At 73.2% G+C, this 20,161-nt stretch carries 19 protein-coding genes; 15 read left to right on the top strand and 4 right to left on the bottom strand.

The features are described 5' to 3' along the window. The first annotated feature begins 9 nt into the window (after positions 1–9). The 4 genes from ACIOD1_RS10930 (at position 10) to ACIOD1_RS10945 (ending at position 5,362) form a co-directional block, all read left to right on the top strand. Complete coding sequence (locus ACIOD1_RS10930) at positions 10–420, top strand: VOC family protein (RefSeq protein ID WP_365612368.1); 411 nt, start codon at positions 10–12, stop codon at positions 418–420. Positions 421–503: 83 nt separating this feature from the next. After that, positions 504–2,888: an ATP-binding cassette domain-containing protein gene (locus ACIOD1_RS10935; protein ID WP_401901577.1), complete on the top strand. Its 2,385-nt coding sequence runs from the start codon at positions 504–506 to the stop codon at positions 2,886–2,888. Between the two features lie 150 nt (positions 2,889–3,038). Next, on the top strand, positions 3,039–4,943 hold the full coding sequence (locus ACIOD1_RS10940; RefSeq protein WP_401901579.1) for a galactose oxidase-like domain-containing protein: 1,905 nt from the start codon (positions 3,039–3,041) through the stop codon (positions 4,941–4,943). 200 nt (positions 4,944–5,143) lie between these two features. Next, the gene (locus ACIOD1_RS10945) at positions 5,144–5,362 is read left to right on the top strand and encodes an acyl-CoA carboxylase epsilon subunit (RefSeq protein ID WP_365612359.1); all 219 of its coding nucleotides are present in this window, start codon (positions 5,144–5,146) and stop codon (positions 5,360–5,362) included. Between the two features lie 18 nt (positions 5,363–5,380). Here the strand turns inward: ACIOD1_RS10945 and ACIOD1_RS10950 are convergent, their stop codons facing one another. Next, on the bottom strand, positions 5,381–7,012 hold the full coding sequence (locus ACIOD1_RS10950) for an FAD-dependent monooxygenase (RefSeq protein WP_365612356.1): 1,632 nt from the start codon (positions 7,010–7,012) through the stop codon (positions 5,381–5,383). A 287-nt stretch (positions 7,013–7,299) separates the two neighbouring features. Between ACIOD1_RS10950 and ACIOD1_RS10955 the strand changes: the two genes are divergently transcribed. From ACIOD1_RS10955 to ACIOD1_RS11005, 11 genes are all read left to right on the top strand, one after another. Next, a complete protein-coding gene (locus ACIOD1_RS10955; RefSeq protein WP_365612353.1) occupies positions 7,300–8,397 on the top strand; it encodes a SchA/CurD-like domain-containing protein in 1,098 nt (365 codons plus the stop codon). A gap of 95 nt (positions 8,398–8,492) precedes the next feature. Continuing rightward, entirely contained in the window at positions 8,493–8,939 is a 447-nt protein-coding gene (locus tag ACIOD1_RS10960) for a cupin domain-containing protein (RefSeq protein ID WP_365612350.1), read from the top strand. Continuing rightward, a complete protein-coding gene (locus ACIOD1_RS10965; RefSeq protein WP_365612347.1) occupies positions 8,936–10,207 on the top strand; it encodes a beta-ketoacyl-[acyl-carrier-protein] synthase family protein in 1,272 nt (423 codons plus the stop codon). The genes ACIOD1_RS10960 and ACIOD1_RS10965 overlap by 4 nt, the downstream gene beginning before the upstream one ends. Beyond that, the gene (locus tag ACIOD1_RS10970; protein ID WP_365612344.1) at positions 10,204–11,466 is read left to right on the top strand and encodes a ketosynthase chain-length factor; all 1,263 of its coding nucleotides are present in this window, start codon (positions 10,204–10,206) and stop codon (positions 11,464–11,466) included. Before ACIOD1_RS10965 ends, ACIOD1_RS10970 begins: the two co-directional genes overlap by 4 nt. Positions 11,467–11,531: 65 nt before the next feature. After that, positions 11,532–11,786, top strand: a complete 255-nt coding sequence (locus ACIOD1_RS10975; protein ID WP_365612341.1) for an acyl carrier protein — start codon at positions 11,532–11,534, stop codon at positions 11,784–11,786. A gap of 1 nt (position 11,787) precedes the next feature. Further along, on the top strand, positions 11,788–12,270 hold the full coding sequence (locus ACIOD1_RS10980) for an SRPBCC family protein (protein WP_365612338.1): 483 nt from the start codon (positions 11,788–11,790) through the stop codon (positions 12,268–12,270). Between the two features lie 27 nt (positions 12,271–12,297). After that, positions 12,298–12,630, top strand: a complete 333-nt coding sequence (locus ACIOD1_RS10985; protein WP_365612335.1) for a TcmI family type II polyketide cyclase — start codon at positions 12,298–12,300, stop codon at positions 12,628–12,630. Positions 12,631–13,019: 389 nt separating this feature from the next. Next, entirely contained in the window at positions 13,020–15,101 is a 2,082-nt protein-coding gene (locus ACIOD1_RS10990; RefSeq protein ID WP_365612332.1) for an RICIN domain-containing protein, read from the top strand. Between the two features lie 96 nt (positions 15,102–15,197). Beyond that, entirely contained in the window at positions 15,198–15,869 is a 672-nt protein-coding gene (locus tag ACIOD1_RS10995) for an LPXTG cell wall anchor domain-containing protein (protein WP_401901583.1), read from the top strand. Positions 15,870–15,966: 97 nt separating this feature from the next. Next, positions 15,967–16,485, top strand: coding sequence for a DinB family protein (locus ACIOD1_RS11000; protein ID WP_401901584.1), 519 nt, complete (start codon positions 15,967–15,969; stop codon positions 16,483–16,485). 132 nt (positions 16,486–16,617) lie between these two features. Next, positions 16,618–17,358, top strand: coding sequence for an SDR family oxidoreductase (locus ACIOD1_RS11005; RefSeq protein WP_365612323.1), 741 nt, complete (start codon positions 16,618–16,620; stop codon positions 17,356–17,358). Between the two features lie 72 nt (positions 17,359–17,430). Here the strand turns inward: ACIOD1_RS11005 and ACIOD1_RS11010 are convergent, their stop codons facing one another. From ACIOD1_RS11010 to ACIOD1_RS11020, 3 genes are read right to left on the bottom strand one after another with little or no spacing between them, the layout of a single operon-like run. After that, positions 17,431–18,246, bottom strand: coding sequence for a hypothetical protein (locus ACIOD1_RS11010; RefSeq protein ID WP_401901586.1), 816 nt, complete (start codon positions 18,244–18,246; stop codon positions 17,431–17,433). Then, a complete protein-coding gene (locus ACIOD1_RS11015) occupies positions 18,243–18,896 on the bottom strand; it encodes a response regulator transcription factor (protein ID WP_365612317.1) in 654 nt (217 codons plus the stop codon). Before ACIOD1_RS11015 ends, ACIOD1_RS11010 begins: the two co-directional genes overlap by 4 nt. After that, a complete protein-coding gene (locus ACIOD1_RS11020) occupies positions 18,884–20,149 on the bottom strand; it encodes a histidine kinase (protein WP_365612314.1) in 1,266 nt (421 codons plus the stop codon). The genes ACIOD1_RS11015 and ACIOD1_RS11020 overlap by 13 nt, the downstream gene beginning before the upstream one ends. Positions 20,150–20,161 lie beyond the last annotated feature (12 nt).

Here is a 20,161-nt window from a genome sequence, read left to right on the forward strand (position 1 = left end):
GTGATGTTCATGGACATCACCATTCACACCGCCTTCCTCCCCCACGAGGACGCCGACGCGTCCCTGGCCTTCTACCGCGACACCCTCGGCTTCGAGGTGCGCAACGACGTCGCCTTCGGCGGGCGGCGCTGGCTCACCGTCGGCCCCGCCGGCCAGCCCGGGACGTCCATCGTCCTGGAGCCGCCGGCCGCGGACCCCGGCCTCAACGAGGAGGAGCGCCGCACGATCGCCGAGCTGATGGCGAAGGGCAGCTACGCCCGCATCATCTTGGCCACCACCGATCTGGACGCCACCTTCGACCGGCTGGTGGCCGGCGGGGCCGAGGTCATCCAGGAGCCGACCGAGCAGCCGTACGGCGTGCGCGACTGCGCCTTCCGCGACCCCGCGGGCAATCACGTCCGCTTCAACGAGGTCCGCTGAGCCCGCGCAGACCCGCGCCCACCCACACCCGCGCCCGCGGATCCGTACCTGTAGACCCGTACCGAGAAGGAGAGACCACCAGCATGGCCAAGAGGACGGACACGCAGGCGCCCGCGCTTCACGTCGCCGACAGCCACGACCTGATCCGCGTGCACGGAGCGCGCGTGAACAACCTCAAGGACGTCAGCATCGAGATCCCGAAGCGCCGGCTGACGGTGTTCACCGGTGTCTCCGGTTCGGGCAAGAGCTCGCTGGTGTTCGGCACGATCGCCGCGGAGTCGCAGCGGCTGATCAACGAGACGTACAGCGCCTTCGTGCAGGGTTTCATGCCCACGCTGGCGCGGCCCGAGGTCGACGTGTTGGAGGGGCTGACCACCGCGATCATCGTCGACCAGCAGCGGATGGGCGCCGACCCCCGCTCGACGGTCGGCACCGCCACCGACGCCAACGCGATGCTGCGGATCCTCTTCAGCCGGTTGGGCCTGCCGCACATCGGCCCGCCCGGCGCCTTCGCCTTCAACGTCCCCTCGGTGCGGGCCAGCGGTGCGATCACCGTCGAGCGCGGCAACAAGAAGACGGTGAAGGCGACCTTCAACCGCACCGGCGGCATGTGTCCGCGCTGCGAGGGCCGCGGGGCGGTCTCGGACATCGACCTCACCCAGCTCTTCGACGACTCCAAGTCGATCGCCGAGGGCGCGATCACCGTGCCCGGCTACTCGGTCGACGGCCACTGGACCGTACGGATCTTCACCGAGTCGGGCTTCCTTGACCCGGACAAGCCGATCCGGAAGTACACCAAGAAGGAGATGCACGACTTCCTCTACCGCGAGCCGGTGAAGGTGAAGGTCAACGGCATCAACCTCACCTACGAGGGCCTCGTCCCCAAGATCCAGAAGTCTTTCCTCGCCAAGGACCGCGACGCGCTCCAGCCGCACATCCGGGCGTTCGTGGACCGGGCGGTCACCTTCACCACCTGCCCCGAGTGCGACGGCACCCGGCTGAGCGAGGGGGCCCGGTCCTCGCGGATCGACGGGACCAACATCGCCGACGCGTGCTCGATGCAGATCAGCGACCTGGCCGACTGGGTCCGCGGTCTCGACGAGCCCTCGGTGGCCCCGTTGCTGACGGCGTTGGGCGAGACCCTCGACTCGTTCGTGGAAATCGGGTTGGGCTACCTGTCGCTCGACCGGCCGGCCGGGACGCTGTCGGGCGGCGAGGCGCAGCGCGTCAAGATGATCCGTCACCTCGGCTCCTCCCTCACCGACACCACCTACGTCTTCGACGAGCCGACCACCGGCCTGCACCCCCACGACATCCGGCGGATGAACGGCCTGCTGCTGCGACTGCGGGACAAGGGCAACACGGTGCTCGTGGTGGAGCACAAGCCGGAGACGATCGCGATCGCCGACCACGTGGTGGACCTCGGCCCCGGCGCCGGTTCGGCGGGCGGCAGCGTCTGTTTCGAGGGGACCGTCGAGGGGTTGCGGGGCGGCGACACCGTCACCGGGCGGCACCTCGACGACCGGGCGGCGGTCAAGGAGGAGGTGCGCGAACCCACGGGCACGCTGGAGATCCGCGGCGCGAAGGCGCACAACCTGCGCGACGTGGACGTGGACGTCCCGCTCGGGGTCCTCGTCGTCGTCACCGGGGTCGCGGGGTCCGGCAAGAGCTCGCTCGTGCACGGGTCGATCCCGCCCGGGGCGGACGTGGTGTCGGTGGACCAGAGCGCGATCCGCGGCTCGCGCCGCAGCAACCCGGCGACGTACACCGGGCTGCTCGACCCGATCCGCAAGGCCTTCGCGAAGGCCAACGGGGTCAAGCCCGCGTTGTTCAGCGCCAACTCCGAGGGAGCCTGCCCCACTTGCAACGGCGCCGGGGTCATCTACACCGACCTCGGGATGATGGCGGGCGTCACCAGCACCTGCGAGGACTGCGAGGGCAAGCGGTTCGAGGCTTCGGTGCTCGACTACCACTTCGGCGGGCGCGACATCAGCGAGGTGCTCGCGATGTCGGTGGCCGAGGCCGAGAAGTTCTTCGGCGCCGGCGAGGCCCGGACGCCGGCCGCGCACGCCGTCCTGCGGCGGCTCGTGGACGTCGGGCTCGGCTACCTGAGTCTGGGGCAGCCGCTCACCACGCTGTCCGGCGGCGAGCGCCAGCGGTTGAAGCTGGCGACGCACATGGCGGAGAAGGGCGGGGTGTACGTGCTCGACGAGCCGACGGCCGGCCTCCACCTCGCCGACGTCGAGCAGTTGCTGGGTCTGCTGGACCGGCTCGTGGACTCCGGCAAGTCGGTCATCGTCGTCGAGCACCACCAGGCCGTGATGGCGCACGCCGACTGGATCATCGACCTCGGCCCGGGGGCCGGTCACGACGGCGGCCGGATCGTCTTCGAGGGCACGCCCGCCGAGCTGGTGGCCGCCCGGTCCACCCTCACCGGGGAGCACCTCGCGGAGTACGTGGGCGCCTGATCGCGGCCCCCGGCCGGGGCGGCGGTGCGGCGGTGGGGCGGTCCGGAGGTGGGGCCTTCCGGGGAGGTCCGGTCGCGCCCTGTGGGGCGGTTCGCGGCATTTCTCCTAGCATGGGCGTCCCGTCGCGGCGGTCGCACCCCGAGGAGACGCATGTCCCGAGCCCACCGGTCCGCCCCGCGGTCCGCCGCCCTGTCGGCCGGCGCCCTCCTCTGCGCGCTGGCACTCGGGGCCCTGCCGCTCGCCCCGGCCCCGGCCTCGGCCGCTCCCGCGACGCCCCGGCTCCGGGCACCCCACGACTCCGCCCGGGACCCCGCCCACGACGCGTCCCGCGCCGGCGACCCCGCCGGTGCGCCGGCGGACCCGGCCGAGGCCGCCCTGATCGGCGAGGAGCACGCCCGGGCGCACGCCGTCCGCCGCAGTGCCGCGCGGGGCGCCGAGGAGTATCCGCAGGCCAAGCGGACGGCGGGGCTCGCCTCCCTGACGGAGTCCCAGGGGCGGGCCAACGCAGCCTTCCCGGCGGCGCGGTTCGGTCGGTTCGCGGAGTTCTTCCCCTCCCCCGACTTCGGGGTGCACCTCGCGCAGCTCCCGACCGGCAAGGTGCTCCTCTTCTCCTTCGAGCGGGTCGAGGTGAACCCCACCAAGGAGACCGGCCCCACCGACCGGATCGGCCGCACCAACGCCGGCCGCGCCTTCCTGTGGGACCCGAGTGCCGGGACCGGTCGCCGCGCCTTCAAGGAGGTCCGCCCGCCGACCGTGCTGATGCCGGACGGCACGCACACCCCGCGCCCCGCCCCGTTCTTCTGCGCCGGCCACGCCTTCCTGCCCAACGGGATGGTCGCGGTGTTCGGCGGCAACACGGGCGGCAAGGGCGGCAGCGGCGCCCGGCTGTCCTTCGTGTTCGACCCGTGGACCGAGACCTGGTACCGCAACCGGGACATGTCGGTGGGGCGCTGGTACCCCTCGGTGGTCACGGGGGCCGACGGCCGACAGCTCGTCATGTCCGGCCAGTCCGAGCGCGGTACGGGCACCCCGACCCCGGTGGTGGAGCGGTTCCCGGCGAAGCGGCTGCCCGTGCCCTGGCGGCCGTACGACATCCCCCTGGACATCGCCCCGGAGCGGTTCGGGGCGGACGCCCCCTTCCGCAACGACTACCCGCACCTCTTCTCGCTGCGCGACGGGATGGTCTACGGCCTGGGCCGGGACGCCGACCAGCAGTGGCTGTTCGACCCGGTGCGCGAGACCCGCGCGGACCTCCCCCGCCGTCCGGCCGACTTCCGCGGCTACGGATCCGCCGTCCCCCTCCCGGCCGGGCTGCGCGGCCCGGACTCGGTCCTCGTCCTCGGCGGCGACCCGCACGATCCCAACACCTACGTGCTGTCGGCGGGCCGGTGGAGCACCGCCGGGCCCCGGGCCTTCGGGCGCACCCAGGACGACACCCTGATCCTGCCGGACGCCACCCTGCTCACCGTCAACGGAGCCCTGAGCACCCGCGACTACGGCAACGGCCCCTTCAACCCGAAGGCCGACCTCAAGTACCGCCGTACGGAGCTGCGCGACGCCCGGGGCCACTGGCGGCTCGGGCCGGCCCAGCGGATCCCCCGGGGCTACCACTCCAACGCCCTGGTGCTGCCCGACGGCCGGGTGATGGTCACCGGGGACGAGCTCCAGCAGATCGCCAACGACCCCGACATCGGGGATTCCATGGACGGCAGCATCGAGATCTACGAGCCCGCCTACCTCCACCGGGGTCCGCGGCCCGCCCTGGACCGGGTCCCGCGCGGGGAGCTGGCGTACGGCGCGGCCTTCGAGGTCCGCAGCGCGACGGCCGGGGCGGTCCGGCGGGCCGTGCTGCTCGCGCCGACCACGGTCACCCACGCCGTCAACACCAGCCAGCGCCACCTGGACCTGACCCTGACCGGGGTGCGCGGCGAGGTCGTCGGCCTGCGGACCCCGCCGACGGCGGCGGACGCCCCGCCCGGCTACTACATGCTGTTCCTGATCGACGGGAAGGGCGTGCCGAGCGTCGCGCGGTGGGTGAAGCTCGGCGTCCGGTAGGTGACCGGCGGGCGCCCTTCGCAGGCCCGTCGCAGGCCCGGCGGATGCCCGGCGGACCCGACCCCGTTCCCGGGCGTGTCGCACGGATGGGTGTGGACAGCGCTCCCCCGCACGACAGGCCCGCGGCCGGCTCGTAGCGTCGTCAGCGTCGGGCTCCGGTGGCCCGGACAGGTGAACTCTCCTGATGAGAGGCCGTGCCGATGACGAGCGAAGCGCCCATAGCCAGCCTGCTCCGGGTCCACCGTGGCCACGCCGAACCCGAGGAACTGGCCGCCGTCGCGGTCGTGGTGGCCTGCCTGGCGGGCCGGGCCGCGCGGGCGCGGTCGGCGGCCCGCCCCGACGGGGCGCGCCGGCACCACCGACCGCAGCCGCGGCCCGCGGGCCACGGCTGCTGGTCGGGCTGCTGGGCCTGCCGCTGAGGCGGCGGGCCCGCCGGTTCAGGCGCGGCGCAGGAGCCGCGTCATCGCCTCCAGGAGCGTCGCGTGCGGATCGCCCGCGGCGCCCTCGGAGCGCCAGGCCACGAACCCGTCCGGCCGTACGAGGACCGCTCCGTCGGCCGGGAGCTCGTGCAGCTCCGCCCAGTCGGCGTCGGCCGGCTGGACCAGGTCCGCGTCCGGTGCGGAGCCGATCGCGTAGGCGTCCAGGCGTGCGCCCAGTTCCCGCGCGACCCGCCCGGCCGCCTCGTTCCAGGGCGTGCCCTGGGCGCTGAGCAGCACGAAGGACGTCTCGTACAGGTCCAGCGTGGAGATCCGCTGCCCGGCCCGGGTGAGCCACATGTGCGGGGCGCGGGTGCCGACGTCGCCCTTGAGGCGCATGCCCTCGGGGATGATCGGGCGCTCGGGGTCGCCGCCGAGGACCGCGCCCCGGGGGTAGGCGTAGCCCATGGCGGTGACGAGGACCCCGCTGCCGGGGCCGCCGCCCATGGTGGGCGGGGGCACGTAGCCGGGGTGGCTGTGCTCGGCCGAACGGGCGGACGCCCGCAGGCTGGTGGCCTGGGCCACCGGCAGGCGCTCGGCGTGGTAGGTGTCCAGGAGTTCCGGCCCGGCGGAGCCGTTCAGCACCGCCGCGATCTTCCAGGCGAGGTTGTGCGCGTCCTGGATGCCGGTGTTGGAGCCGAACGCGCCGGTCGGGGACATCTCGTGGGCGGCGTCGCCGACGAGGAAGGACCGGCCGACCCGGTACTGCTCCGCCACCCGTTCGGCGGCGTGCCAGGGGGCCTTCCCGCCGATCTCCACGTCGAGGTCGGGGACGCCGATGGCGTTGCGGATCTGTGCCGCGCAGCGCTCTTCCGTGAAGTCCTCCAGGGTCTCGCCCGTCTCCGGGTGCCAGGGGGCGTGGAAGACCCACTGGGTCTCGTTGTCCACGGGCAGCAGGGCGCCGTCGGCCCCGGGCTTCATCAGGTAGCAGACGATGAAGCGGAGGTCTCCCAGGAGCTCGGCGAGCCGCTCCGAGCGGAAGACGATGCTGACGTTGTGGAACAGCTCGCCGTTGCCCGTCTGGCGGATGCCGAGGGCTTCCCGGACGGGGCTGCGGGGGCCGTCGGCGGCGATGAGGTAGTCGGCGCGGACGGTGAGGTGCTCACCGGTGTCGCGGTTCTTCACCAGGGCCGTCACTCCGTCGGCGTCCTGGTCGAAACTCATCAGTTCGGTGGAGAAGCGCACGTCGGCGCCCTGGGCGCGGCTCTGCTCGGCGAGCACGGGCTCGATGTTGTTCTGGCTGCACAGGCACCAGCCGGTGGGGCTGAACTTCTTCAGCGCACCGCTGGGGTCGACGGCCTTGATCAGCCACTTGTGCTCTCCGCCGATCAGGGCCTCCGTCTGCAGGATGCCCTGATTGGCCTCCAGGGCGGAGGCCTCCTCGCGGATGGCCGGCTCCGCGCCGGCGACCCGGAACAGTTCCATCGTCCGGGCGTTGATCCCGCGTCCGCGGGGGTGGACCGAGGTACCGGAGTGCTTCTCGACCAGCAGGTGCCTGATGCCGTGACGGCTCAGGAAAAGCGAGGTGGACAGGCCCACGAGGGAGCCGCCCACGACGAGGACCGGTACGCGAACGTCGGCATGCTCTTCCATCAGCTGCGGGCTCCTGTTTCGTGTGGGGGGCAGTGCACACCTCATGCCCGGGATCAGTGCTCTTGCCCTGGCGAGTCGCCTCTTGTCACCCGCTTGATCCGGAGATGTAGCGATACGTACCCGGCCGGACGACGATGAGCGACAGCGGCGGCCCGTCCCGGTCGTACCGCCCGACGTACCCGACCGCGCAGGCCCCGAGGCCCCGCGTCCCCCGGGACAGTCACCGCCGACGACGCCGGTGAGCGCGTACCGCGCCGGTCTCCGTGCCCGCACGAAGGAGTGAGCAGATGACAACCACCCTGTCCGAACGGGTGTCCCAGTCCGCTTTCGACGGCTCCATGCTCCGGGTCGTCCTGCTGATGGACCTGCACGAGGGGGCCCAACAGCGGTTCTTCGACGCGTACGAGCAGTTGCGCCACGACATCGCGTCGGTGCCCGGGCATCTCGGCGACCAGCTGTGCCAGTCCTTCGCGAACCCCTCGCAGTGGCTGATCACCAGCGAGTGGGAGAGCGCGCCGCAGTACCTCGCCTGGGTGAACAGCGAGGAGCACGCCGAGCAGGTCCGGCCGCTGGGCGCCTGCGCCCGCGCCATGCGCCCGCTGACGTTCACCGTCCTGCGCGAGACCGGCAGGCGCTACGAGGCCCCCCAGACGGCCGTCGCCGCCCGGCTCCAGCCCTCCCCGCGCCTCGGCGCGGGTGTGGTCCGGCACGCGCTGACCTTCACCGTGAAGCCGGGCAGCGAGGACAAGGTGGCCGAGCTGCTGTCGTCCTACGACTCCCCCTCGGCCCGCGTCGACGACCACACCCGCCTGTGCCGCACCTCGCTGTTCATGCACGGCAACCGGGTGGTCCGGGCCGTGGAGGTGCAGGGCGACCTGACGGCGGCCCTGCGCCACGTGTCGGAGCAGCCCGAGGTCCGCGCGGTGGAGCAGGCCATCAACCCCTACCTGGAGCGCGACCGGGACCTGACCGACCCCGAGTCCGCCCGGATGTTCTTCATGCGGGCGGCCCTGCCGGCCGTCCACCACGTGGCCGCGCACGGTCCGCAGCCCGAGCAGGTGACGCGGCACGCGCTCTACTACCCGGCGAAGCCCGGCTGCGGCCCGCTGGTGGCCCGCTTCCTGGCGCGGCAGGACGAGACGGCCGCGAAGCTCTCCACGAGCCCGGTGCTGAGCAGCAGCATCTTCCAGCGCGACGACGTCGTGGTGCGCCTGCTCGACGTGGCCGGGCCCGCCGAGGGCCGCTTCGCGGCGGGCTTCGGCATCGAGGGACCCCGCAGGGCGGCGGTGCTCGCGCGGCTGCTGACCGCGCCGCCGTCGGACCGCTCCCCCGCCCCGCACCCCATGGACCTGATCACCGACCGCCGGGCCCCGGCGCAGCCCTGATCCGGCAGGCCGGGGCGACGACGCCCCGGCCCCGCTCCCCCCCACCGCACCCGGCAGCCCGTGACCAGGCTCCGCATCCGCCAGGAGGACATCCCATGACCAGACATCACCCGCGCATCGTCGACATCAGCGAGACCCAGCCCAACCGCAGGCGCGGCGGTGACCTGCGTGCCGTGCTCACCCCGACGTCGGTGGGCTCGACCAGCGGGTTCATGGGGCTGGCGGTGATGGCGCCCGGGGAGTCGATCGCCGAGCACTACCACCCGTACTCCGAGGAGTTCGTGTTCGTGGTGGCCGGCAGCCTGGAGGTCGACCTCGACGGCGAGGCCCACCCGCTCCGGGTCGACCAGGGGCTCCTGGTCCCGCTGAACGTGCGCCACCGCTTCCGCAACGTCGGTGACACGGAGGCCCGCATGGTCTTCCACCTCGGCCCGCTGGCGCCGAGCCCGGAGCTGGGCCACGTGGACACCGAGGAGGCTCCGCACCCGGAGGCCTCGCTGTGGGCCGAGCGGCCGCCGGAGCGTTCGGGGGTGGTCTCGTGACCCGCCGGCGGGTGGCCGTCACGGGCGTCGGAGTCGTCGCCCCCGGGGGCATCGGCACCCGCGCCTTCTGGGAGCTGCTGTCCAACGGCCGTACGGCCACACGGGGCATCACCCTCTTCGACCCGGCCGGGTTCCGCTCCCGGATAGCCGCCGAGGTCGACTTCGACCCGGCCGAGCACGGCCTGAGCCCCGACGAGGCGGCCCGGGCGGACCGTTACATCCAGTTCGCCCTGGTCGCCGCCCGCGAGGCGGTGGCCGACGCGGGCCTGGAGATCACCGGCGAGAGCGCCTGGCGCACGGGCGTCTCCCTGGGGACGGCGGTCGGCGGGACCACCCGGCTGGAACACGACTACGTCGACGTCAGCCAGCGGGGCGAGTGGTGGGACGTGGACCACCGCCTCGCCTCCCCCTTTCTGCACCGCGCCTTCACCCCCGCCACCCTCTCCTCCGCGGTCGCGGAGCAGACGGGTGCGCGGGGCCCCGTGCAGACCGTCTCCACGGGCTGCACGTCCGGGCTCGACGCCATCGGGTACGCGGTGCACTCCATCCAGGAGGGCCGGATGGACGTGTGCATCGCGGGCGCGTCCGACTCCCCGGTCTCCCCCATCACGGTGGCCTGCTTCGACGCCATCAAGGCAACCTCCCCGAACAACGACGACCCCGCGCACGCGTCCCGGCCCTTCGACGCCGACCGTGACGGGTTCGTCCTCGGCGAGGGCGGGGCCGTCCTGGTCCTGGAGGAGCTGGAGCACGCCCGGGCGCGCGGGGCGACCGTCTATTGCGAGATCGGCGGGTACGCCACCTTCGGCAACGCCCACCACATGACGGGGCTGACCCCCGACGGCCTGGAGATGGCCCGCGCCATCGAGACGGCGCTGGCCCAGGCCCGGATCGGCGCCGACGGGATCGACTACGTCAACGCGCACGGCTCGGGCACCAAGCAGAACGACCGTCACGAGACGGCGGCCGTGAAGCGGGTGCTCGGCGCCCACGCGTACAAGACGCCGATGAGTTCCATCAAGTCGATGGTGGGGCACTCCCTGGGCGCCATCGGGGCGATCGAGCTGGCGGCCTGCGTGCTGGCGATGACCCACCACGTGGTGCCGCCGACGGCGAACTACGAGACGCCCGACCCGGAGTGCGACCTCGACTACGTGCCGCGCACCGCGCGCAGCCGCGAGCTGCGCGGCGTGCTGTCGGTCGGCAGCGGCTTCGGCGGCTTCCAGTCCGCCGTGGTCATGACCCAGCCCAAGGAGGTACGCGCGTGAACGGCCGTACTGCCGCTCAGCCGGTGGCGGTCACCGGCATCGGGGTCGTCGCGCCCAACGGAATCGGCGTCGACGCCTTCTGGAAGGCGACCCAGTCCGGCGACAGCGTGCTGGACCGGGTCACCCGGCAGGGCTGCGAGCACCTGCCGCTGCGGGTCGCGGGCGAGGTGCGGGGCTTCGAGCCGGGCAGTCTGGTCGAGGACCGCTTCCTGGTGCAGACCGACCGCTTCAGCCACTACGCGCTGGCCGCGGCCGACCTCGCGCTGGAGCACGCCCGCCTCGGCCGGGGCGACTACGAGGACGACCCGTACGCGGTGGGCGTGGTCACGGCGGCCGGCTCGGGCGGCGGCGAGTTCGGGCAGCGCGAGCTCCAGCGACTGTGGGGGCGCGGCCCCCGCTTCGTCGGCCCGTACCAGTCGATCGCCTGGTTCTACGCGGCCAGCACCGGCCAGGTCTCCATCCGGCGCGGCTTCAAGGGCCCCTGCGGGGTCGTGGCGAGCGACGAGGCGGGCGGGCTGGACGCCTTCGCGCACGCCGCGCGGGCGATCCGTCAGGGCAGCCGGGTCATGCTGGTCGGCGCGACGGAGGCCCCGCTCGCGCCGTACTCGATGGTCTGCCAGCTCGGGTACGAGGGGCTCAGCACCCACGACGACCCGGAGCGCGCCTACCGGCCCTTCACCGACAAGGCCTGCGGGTTCGTCCCGGCCGAGGGCGGCGCGATGCTCACCGTCGAGGCCCTGGCGGCCGCCGAGCGGCGGGGCGCGCCCGTACGGGCCCTGCTGGCCGGGCACGCGGCGACCTTCACGGGGCCGGGCCGTTGGGCGGACTCGGCCGAGGGCCTGGTCCACGCCGTGCGCGGCGCCCTGCGGGAGGCCGGTTGCGCTCCCGAGGAAGTGGACGTGGTCTTCGCGGACGCCATGGGCGTCCCGGAGGCGGACGCGGCCGAGGTGCGGGCCCTGCACGAGGTGTTCGGGGCCCGGGCCGCGAAGGTACCCGTCACCGCTCCCAAGACGGGCACCGGGCGGGCGTACAGCGCCGCCGGGACCCTGGACACGGCGGCCGCGGTACTGGCCCTGGAGCACGGCGTGGTGCCGCCCACGCCGAACGTCTTCGACGTCTGCCACGACCTCGACCTGGTCACCGGCAGCGCCCGTGTCACCCCCCTGCGGACCGCGCTCGTCCTGAGCCGGGGCCAAATGGGGTCGAACGCGGCACTCGTCCTCCGTGCCGGGCCAGGGTCCGGCGCCTGGGGACCGTGACCCTTCGGCAGGGCCGTGCGCTCTTCGGCGCGACCCCAGGAAGCAGGAAACAGAGAGAAGGCACCATGTCCGACCGACTGACCCTCGAAGAGCTGGCGGCCCTCATGAAGACCGCCGGCATCACCGTCGACCCCACCGAGATGGCGAACCGTCCGGACTCCCAGTTCGACGACTACGGCCTCGACTCCCTGGGCCTGCTCGGCATCGTCGGTGAGCTGGAGAACCGGCGGGGCCGCGCCCTGCCCACGGACGCGGACCGCTGCAAGAGCCCGCGCGAGTTCCTCGACCTCGTCAACAACAGCCTCATGACCGGAGCCTGACATGCCTGGACACACCGACAACGAGATCACCGTCAACGCCCCCGTCGACCTGGTCTGGAGGGTCACCAACGACCTGCCGAACTGGCCGGACCTGTTCAGCGAGTACGCCTCGATCGAGATCCTGGAGGAGGCCGGGGACACCACCCGCTTCCGCCTGGCCATGCACCCGGACGAGAACGGCGTGGTGTGGAGCTGGGTTTCGGAGCGGACGGTGGACCGCGACGGCCTCACGGTGAAGGCCCGCCGAGTGGAGACCGGTCCGTTCGCGCACATGAACATCCACTGGGAGTACGCCCCGGTGCCCGGTGGCGGCACGCGCATGCGGTGGGTCCAGGACTTCGCGATGAAGCCGGACGCCCCCATCGACGACGTGGGGATGACCGAGCGCATCAACCAGAACTCGCGGATCCAGATGGAACTGATCCGCAAGAAGATCGAGCAGCAGGCGGCGACCAAGCGCAAGCCGTCGGCCGACCGCGCCTGAACCCCGAGACGAAAGGCACCTCTCCCGATGCACCAAGCCCTCATCGTCGCCCGCATGGCCCCCGGTTCGGCGCCCGACATCGCCGACCTGTTCGCCACTTCGGACGCGGGTGAACTCCCGGCCCTGGTCGGTGTGAGCCGTCGCAGCCTCTTCCAGTTCGGCGACGTCTACCTGCACCTGATCGAGTCCGAGAAGGACCCCGGCCCGGCCATCGCCCAGGTCACCGGGCACCCGGAGTTCCGCGACCTCAGCGACCGGCTCTCGGCCTTCATCAGCCCGCACGACCCGCACACCTGGCGCGGGCCGAAGGACGCCATGGCCCAGCGCTTCTACCGCTGGGAGCGGGACGCCGCACGCTAGACCGTACGGGTGCCCTTGCCGCCGCCGCTTCGGACGGGCGGCCTGGGCACCCGCGGACGACTTGCGCCTCCGCGCCGGCTCCCGCGCTCTCACCGCTCGTGACGGGGGGAATTCGGGAGGTAGTTTTTGAATGAATACCTGACTGAATTCCTGTCAACAAGGTTCCACATCTTATCTCGATTTGATAACGAGATTCTCTGAATGGCCTGGACCTTTACCATGCAACGCGCGTAACTCACCTAATTTTAAAGCGAATTGACGGTTCATCAAATCGCACCACAAGGTAACGGATCGATTTCTCGGTCCGGCCTCCCGTTTGTCCGAATTCTCCTTGGCGCCCTTCTGGCAAGCTTCCGCACCCATACTCCTGATCAGGACTTGAGGTGCGCATGACAGCACGACCCACGGGCCGACGCAGACGCCGCGAACACCGCCGCAGACCGCGCAGGCTCATACTCCTCACCGCCGCCATGGCCACGGCGGCGGTGCTCGCGGGGGGCATCGCCTACTCGGGCCTCGGGGACAACGCAGAGGCCGGCACCCCCGTACAGGCCTCGGGGCCGGCCGCCCCCGCCGAACCGGCCGCCGCACCGGCCCGGGACGCGGACCCCGCCCCCCTCGCGGGAGCGCCCGCGAACGAGAACACCCGCGGCATGATCTACGACGGCCTGGAGGCCGCCCCCAAGGGCGACCGTTGCGCCGGCGTCTACCGCACCGGAGCGGGTCTCTGCACCCACGGGCCCGACGCACCCCCCGGTGGCGTCGACATAAAGAAGGACGTGCGGCCCGCCGTCCAGGCGAAGGCCTCCGCGGCCGATCCCGCCACCCCCGCCGGCTCGGACCCGGCCGCCTCCGAGGGTGACGGGCGTCCTCAGGACGCGCCCGCCGCCGACGCGAAGGGCGCCCGCGCCTCCACCACCCCGGCCCCACCCGCCGCCGCGTCCGGTTCCCAGGGTTCCGCCGCCGCCGGCCCGGCCGGCCAGACCGTGCAGTGCGACGGCGACGGCACCTCCGGCAACCGCGTGCAGGTCGTGTACGTCCACCCGCCGGGCTCCGACCGCTACGCCGAGTACCTCGCGTCCTTCCGCAAGTGGGCCGCCGACGCCGACGTCATCTACGCGGCGAGCGCCAAAGAGACCGGCGGCGTCCGGCACATCCGCTACGTGACCGCCGGCGACTGCACCCCGGTGGTGCTCAGCATCGAGCTCCCGACCTCCTCGCTCGCCGAGTTCAACGCCACCAACACGGCCCTCGCCGGCAAGGGCCTCGACCGCCGCGACCGCAAGTACATGATCTTCGCGGACACCCAGGTCTACTGCGGCATCGGCACCTTCAACGGCGACGAGCGGCCCGGACAGACCAACCTGAGCAACTTCGGCCCCTCCTACGGCCGTACGGACTCCGGCTGTTGGGGCGGTCACACCGCCGCGCACGAACTCGGCCACAACCTCGGCGCCGTGAACAACAGCGCCCCCAACACCAGCCGCGGCGCGCACTGCACGGACGAGTGGGACGTCATGTGCTACTCGGACACGCCGTACTACCCGGCGATGCGCAACGTCTGCACGAACCAGGCCGCCGAGAACATCCTGGACTGCAACCACGACGACTACTTCCACACCAGCCCGAAGCCGGGCAGTTACCTCGCCACCCACTGGAACATCGCCGACAACCAGTTCCTGATGCGTGCCGAGGGCGGCGGCGGGGGCGGCGGCACCGATCCGAACCCGGGGCCGAAGCCCAGCCCCAAGCCGTCCCCCTCGCCCACCAAGAAGCCCAGCGGCGGACCCGTGGTGACGGCCGGCCAGATCCAGTCGGACTCGGTGGTGCTGAGCTGGCCGAAGATCGCGGGCGCCGATTGGTACCAGGTGCTGCTCGATGGCAAGCACCTCACCTGGGTGCGGTCCACCTCGCTGCGCGTGTACAACCTGCGGCCCGGCACCGCCCATACGGCGGCCGTCTCCGTCCGTGACACGGCGGGCCGCGACAGCGGCCCCGGCAAGGCCACTTCCTTCCGTACGGCCGACACGGGCGGCGGAGCCACCACCCCGGGCGCCCGCTACGTGCTCGGCAACGGCAGCAGCGGCCTGGCCGCGGAATTGTGGGACGGTCGCACCGCCGACGGCACCGTGCTGGTCGCCGGCCCCACCAACGGCTACGCGCAGCAGCAGTGGTTCTTCGACGACGCCGGCAGCGGGCTCGTCCGCATCCGCTCCGCGGCGTCCGGCAAGTGCCTCCAGCCGGGCGGCGCCCCGGCCGCCGGGATGTGGGTCGCCCAGCAGCCCTGCGGGAACTCCACCGCGCAGCGCTGGAAGCTGACCAGCCGCGACGGGGTGGTGACCGTCTCCGACCCGAGCGGCGGCTTCGCCCTCGCCGTCGGCAACCGGCCGTACTACGGGTCGTGGCTGCTGGAGCTCCAGCGGGCCGACGGCCGCCCCGCGCAGGTCTGGACGGCCCGCAAGGTCGGCTGATCCCGGCCCCGCCCCGGAGGGCGGCCACCCCCCAATGGCCGCTCTCCGGGGCCCCTTTCCTCCCCGCACACCGCACACCACGCCCCCTGGAGCACCATGACCACGGCGACCTCCCCGGCCCACCAGGGCCACCCCGCACTGCGCCCGGCGATCCGCCCGGCCGTCATCGGCCTCGGCCTGTTGCTGCTCCTCCAGGGCCTCGCCCTGATCGTCGTCCTGGCCCTGGCGGGTTCCGCGCAGGCCCACGGAGACAACCTCACCGTGGTGATCACCGGCCAGCGGGACGGCCACGTCACCGCCGACATCACCTGGGAGAACGACGGCGACCCCGTCGAGGAGACCGTCGCGGCCACCGTGAACGCCGTCAGCCCGGACGGCAGCCGCACCCAGGGACCCTGGCCGCTGGTGCGCCAACCGGGCAGCCCCGCCGGGTGGATGGCCGCCGGCGCGCTCCCGCCCGGCACCTGGACGGTGACCATCGACGCCGGCTTCCCCGCGCTGGGCCATGCGGAGCACGAGGTCTCCGTACCAGTGGTGGACCCGGCACCGTCGATCCCGACGAGCCCCTCGACCCCGGACGCCTCGCGGCCCGGCACGGCCGCGCCCGTGACGAGCGCCCTCCCGGCCTCCGCCGCCCCCTCGGTCGCGCCGGAGCCGGCCGGGAAGGGCTCCGACGCGACCGGCTGGTGGACGACCGCCGGCGTGGCCGGGATCGCCCTGGCCGGCGCCGCCGCCGGGATCCTGCTGCGCCGCCGAAGGCGCCGCTGACGGAGTGTCGCCCCGGCCGCCGGGTCCGGCAGCCCGCATCGTGGTCCCTGGCGGCGGTCGCCGCCGGGGATCGCGACGCACACGGCTGGGAGCGCGCATGAAGGGCACCGAAGTACTCGTGGACGGCTTCGAACGGATCCGGGACGTGGTCCACGAGGCCGTGGAGGGCCTCTCGATCGAGGAACTCCACGCCCGGATCGACCCGGAGGCGAACTCGATCGCCTGGCTGGTCTGGCACCTGACCCGGGTGCAGGACGACCACGTGGCCGACGCCGCCGGGCTGACCCAGGTGTGGGAGGCCGAGGGATGGGCCGACCGACTCGGGCTGCGGCGGCTGCCGGCGGGAGCCACCGGCTACGGGCACACCGCCGGCCAGGCCGGCGCGGTGCGCGTCGAGTCCGGCGAGCTGCTGCTCGCGTACCACGACGCCGTGCACGAACAGACCCTGACCTACGTCCGGAGCCTGACCGCCGCCGACCTCGACCGGGTGGTCGACGAGAGCTGGGACCCCCCGGTCACCCTCGGCGCACGCCTGGTCAGCGTCCTCTCGGACGACCTCCAACACGCGGGCCAGGCCGCGTACGCAAGGGGCGTGGTCCAACGGCGCGAACCCTGACGCCCCAGCCTTCCCGAGTCGACCGGACCGCCCGATTTCCGTATGGCGGAATTGAAATTCCGCCATACGGGAGGCTAGCCTCGGCGGCAGTCCGCGCGGGCCACGCGCCGTCGAACAGTGGGAGAGAAGACAATGACCGACAGTCGGGTCGCCCTGGTCACCGGTTCGTCATCCGGCATCGGGGAGGCCATCGCCCGCCGACTCGCCGCCGAGGGCCTGCGCGTGGTCGTCAACTCCGCCCACAGCGTGGACGCCGGCCGGAAGCTGGCGGCGGAGCTCGCGGACGCGGTCTACGTCCAGGGCGACGTGTCCGACGCCGCCGACGCCCGACGCATCGTGGCGGAGGCCGTCGAGGCCTACGGGCGGCTCGACGTCCTCGTCAACAACGCCGGCGTCACCCGCTTCATCCCGCTCGACGACCTGGAGGCGGCCGACGCGGACGTCTGGCGCCGGATCTTCGACGTCAACGTGATCGGGGCCTGGCAGGTCATCACCGCGGCCGTCCCGCACCTGCGGCGCTCCGGCGCCGGCTCGATCGTCAACGTCTCCTCCGTCTCGGCCGCCCGGGCGCTGGGCAGTTCGGTCCCCTACGCGGTGAGCAAGGCCGCGGTGAACCACATGACCCGACTGCTGGCGACCCAGTTGGGCCCCGAGATCCGTGTCAACGCGGTGGCGCCCGGTCTGATCGACACCCCCTGGTACGAGGGGGAGGCGGAGGTCTGGGATAGCTCGCGCGAGTGGATCACGAACAACACCCCGTTGCGTCGGGTGGGCACTCCCGAGGACGTCGCCGAGGCCACCCTGTACCTGCTGCGGGCCGGCTACACCACGGGGGACGTCCTGACCGTGGACGGCGGGCGCCACGTAGTCTGACCGGCCATCGGGCCGAGGCCCTTCAGGATCCGGCGCCGTACACGAACCGGACCCCTCGGAAGCCGGCGCCGCTCAAGAGCCGTGGACGGCCTTGACGTGGCCGGCGCCCGCCGAGAGGTCCAGGGTCGAGGCGGAGGCCGGGTCACTCAGGGAACCGTCGGCGTCGCAACGGCCCAGCCCCGCCCGGCAGTCGACCCGGTAGCGGGACTCCGGGGGCAGGGTGAGGTCCAGCCGGCCAGCGCCGACGGCGGCGGTGACCGCGTCGGGCGGGGTGAGGAAGCGCGCCTCGGCCCGGCCCGCGCCGGCGCGGATGTCGGCCTGCCGCGAGGCCAGCCCGGTGGCGATCAGGGTGCCCGAGCCGACGTGCGCGCGCAGGGCGCCGCGCAGTCCGGCCAGGGTCAGGGTGCCGGAGTCCATGGCGGCGTCCACCGTGCCCTCCAGCCCGCTCACGCTGATCCGTCCCGAACTCCCCGCGACCCTCAGCGGGATGCCGGTGGGGACGGTCACGGCCAGCCGCACGGCGCAACCGAGCCCGACCCGCAGGACGACGGTGTCGTCGCCGCAGTGCGGGGTCAGTCTGAGGGTGTCCCCCAGCCAGCTCTCCTCGACGGTGGGACGGGTGAACGCCCAACCGATGTCGGCCCGGTAGCCGACCTCGTGGTCCGCCCGCGCGGTGACGGTGACCTTCGCCTCCCCGCCCACGATCTCGACGGCCGCCACCGTCCGGCCGCCGCTGCCGCCCCGGATGACCCCGGAGTGCGCGGAGCCGTCCGCCCGGAGCTGCCACGCGGCGGCGACGACCACGAGGAGCGCGCTCAGCAGCGCGGCGAGCCGCCAGAGCCGCCGCTCCCCCGCGTGCGCGCCGTCGCCGGGCCGGGTGGACGTCACGGCGTGCCGTCGAGGAAGCGCAGCACGGCGAGGACCCGGCGGTGGGCCTCGGCGGCCGGGGGCAGGTCGAGCTTGGCGAAGATGCTGTTGATGTGTTTGGCGACCGCGCTCTCGCTCACCACCAGTCCGGCGGCGATGGCCGTGTTGGAGCGCCCCTCGGCCATCAGCGCGAGCACCTCGCGCTCGCGCGGGGTGAGCCGTTCGAGCGGGTCGGGGCCACTGCGGCGCAGCAGCAGCTGGGCGACGACCTGCGGGTCGAGGGCGGTGCCGCCGGCCGCGACCCGGCGCAGGGCGTCGATGAACTCCTCGACATCGGCCACGCGTTGCTTGAGGAGGTAGCCGATGCCGGCGCCGTTGGGCGCGGCCAGCAGGTCGGCGGCGTAGCGCTCCTCCACGTACTGGGACAGGAGCAGCACGGCCGTGCCGGGGCTCTGGCTGCGGATCGCCAGCGCGGCACGTACCCCCTCGTCGGTGAAACCGGGTGGCATCCGGACGTCCACGAGGGCGAGTTCAGGACGGTGTTCCTCGACGGCGGCGAGCAGGCTTTCGGCGTCGCCGGTCTCGGCGGCCACCTCGAATCCGGCCATTTCGAGGACTTTGACAAGCCCTATGCGCAGCAGGACGGAGTCCTCGGCGATCACAGCCCGCACGGCAGCTCCACGGTGACGACGGTCGGGCCCCCGACGGGGCTGTTGATCAGTAGCGTTCCGTCGACCGACCCTACGCGCTTGCGCAGGCCGACCAGACCGGTACCGGCGGACGGGTCCGCTCCGCCGGCGCCGTCGTCGGTGACGACGATCCGCAGCCGGTGGCCGCGGGGGCCGGGTATCCGGGCGAGGTGGACCGAACAGCGCCGGGCGCGGGCGTGTTTGGCGACGTTGGCGAGTGCCTCGGAGACGACGAAGTAGGCGACGGCCTCGACGGTGGGGTCCGGTCGTACGGGGATGTCCACGGTGAGTTCGACGGGCAGGGGGGCGCGGGCGGCGATGCCGGAGAGGGCGGCGTCCAGGCCGCGGTCCTCCAGGACGGCCGGGTGCAGGCCCCGTACGAGGTTGCCGAGTTCCTCGATGGCCTCCTTCGCCTCGCGGTGGGCCTCGTCGATGACGGCCCTGGCCTCGGGCGGGAGGTCGGGGAGGGTGGCGCGGGCGATGCCGAGGTTCATGGCGAGTGAGACCAGCCGCTGTTGGGCTCCGTCGTGGAGGTCGCGTTCGATCCGGCGGCGCTCCAGGTCGGTGGCGTCGAGCACGCCGGCCCGGCTCTCGGCGAGGTCCTCGACGCGCCGCTCCAGTTCGCGGGCCCGGTTGGGGCCGAGGAGGGCGCCCGCCGCGGCGGAATCCAACCGCGCGAGCGCGGCGGCCGACCAGGGCGCGAGGGGCAGGGCGAGCAGCCCGAGGAGGGTGAGCAGGTCGCTCCAGTTCGCCAACTGTGGCGCGGCGAGGGCGCCTTCGGTCGGGAGCGCCCAGGACCATCCGTAGACGGTGGCGGAGGCGATGGCGGCGGTCCAGGTGAGGACGAGGAGGGCGCCGGCGGTGGCGGCGAGGGGGCTGACCGCGAGGTGGTAGGCGTACTGGCGCCAGGTCGACTCGTGCCGGAGCCGTTCGGTGAACCCGCGCGGGGTGATCCAGCGGTGCGGGTGGACGACGGGGACCAACTCCCGTCCCAGGAGCGCGCGGTGGCGGCTGCGCTGGACCGTCGTGAGCAGCGGGCGGAGCGCGAGGACGGCCAGCAGCGGAAGGACGGCGTGGCCGGGGGTGGCCGTCAGGACGGCGAGGGAGAGCAGGAGGGGCAGCGCGGGCGGGATGGCGGTGACGGCGTAGACCGTGTTGCGCCGGGCCCACGCCGACCAGGGCGCGTGCGCCACGACCGCGGTGAAGGTACGCCTCAGGGCGCCGTGGGTTGCCATGGCCCCTACGGT

Origin of the sequence: Streptomyces sp. NPDC088097 (assembly GCF_044741845.1) — a bacterium.
Lineage (GTDB): Bacteria > Actinomycetota > Actinomycetes > Streptomycetales > Streptomycetaceae > Streptomyces.

Bases quoted from the DNA above. Each gene is read 5' to 3' on its own strand.
- ACIOD1_RS10930 (WP_365612368.1), top strand. From the start codon at position 10: ATGGACATCACCATTCACACCGCCTTCCTCCCCCACGAGGACGCCGAC.
- ACIOD1_RS10935 (WP_401901577.1), top strand. From the start codon at position 504: ATGGCCAAGAGGACGGACACGCAGGCGCCCGCGCTTCACGTCGCCGAC.
- ACIOD1_RS10940 (WP_401901579.1), top strand. From the start codon at position 3,039: ATGTCCCGAGCCCACCGGTCCGCCCCGCGGTCCGCCGCCCTGTCGGCC.
- ACIOD1_RS10945 (WP_365612359.1), top strand. From the start codon at position 5,144: ATGACGAGCGAAGCGCCCATAGCCAGCCTGCTCCGGGTCCACCGTGGC.
- ACIOD1_RS10950 (WP_365612356.1), bottom strand. From the start codon at position 7,012: ATGGAAGAGCATGCCGACGTTCGCGTACCGGTCCTCGTCGTGGGCGGC.
- ACIOD1_RS10955 (WP_365612353.1), top strand. From the start codon at position 7,300: ATGACAACCACCCTGTCCGAACGGGTGTCCCAGTCCGCTTTCGACGGC.
- ACIOD1_RS10960 (WP_365612350.1), top strand. From the start codon at position 8,493: ATGACCAGACATCACCCGCGCATCGTCGACATCAGCGAGACCCAGCCC.
- ACIOD1_RS10975 (WP_365612341.1), top strand. From the start codon at position 11,532: ATGTCCGACCGACTGACCCTCGAAGAGCTGGCGGCCCTCATGAAGACC.
- ACIOD1_RS10980 (WP_365612338.1), top strand. From the start codon at position 11,788: ATGCCTGGACACACCGACAACGAGATCACCGTCAACGCCCCCGTCGAC.
- ACIOD1_RS10985 (WP_365612335.1), top strand. From the start codon at position 12,298: ATGCACCAAGCCCTCATCGTCGCCCGCATGGCCCCCGGTTCGGCGCCC.
- ACIOD1_RS10990 (WP_365612332.1), top strand. From the start codon at position 13,020: ATGACAGCACGACCCACGGGCCGACGCAGACGCCGCGAACACCGCCGC.
- ACIOD1_RS10995 (WP_401901583.1), top strand. From the start codon at position 15,198: ATGACCACGGCGACCTCCCCGGCCCACCAGGGCCACCCCGCACTGCGC.
- ACIOD1_RS11000 (WP_401901584.1), top strand. From the start codon at position 15,967: ATGAAGGGCACCGAAGTACTCGTGGACGGCTTCGAACGGATCCGGGAC.
- ACIOD1_RS11005 (WP_365612323.1), top strand. From the start codon at position 16,618: ATGACCGACAGTCGGGTCGCCCTGGTCACCGGTTCGTCATCCGGCATC.
- ACIOD1_RS11020 (WP_365612314.1), bottom strand. From the start codon at position 20,149: ATGGCAACCCACGGCGCCCTGAGGCGTACCTTCACCGCGGTCGTGGCG.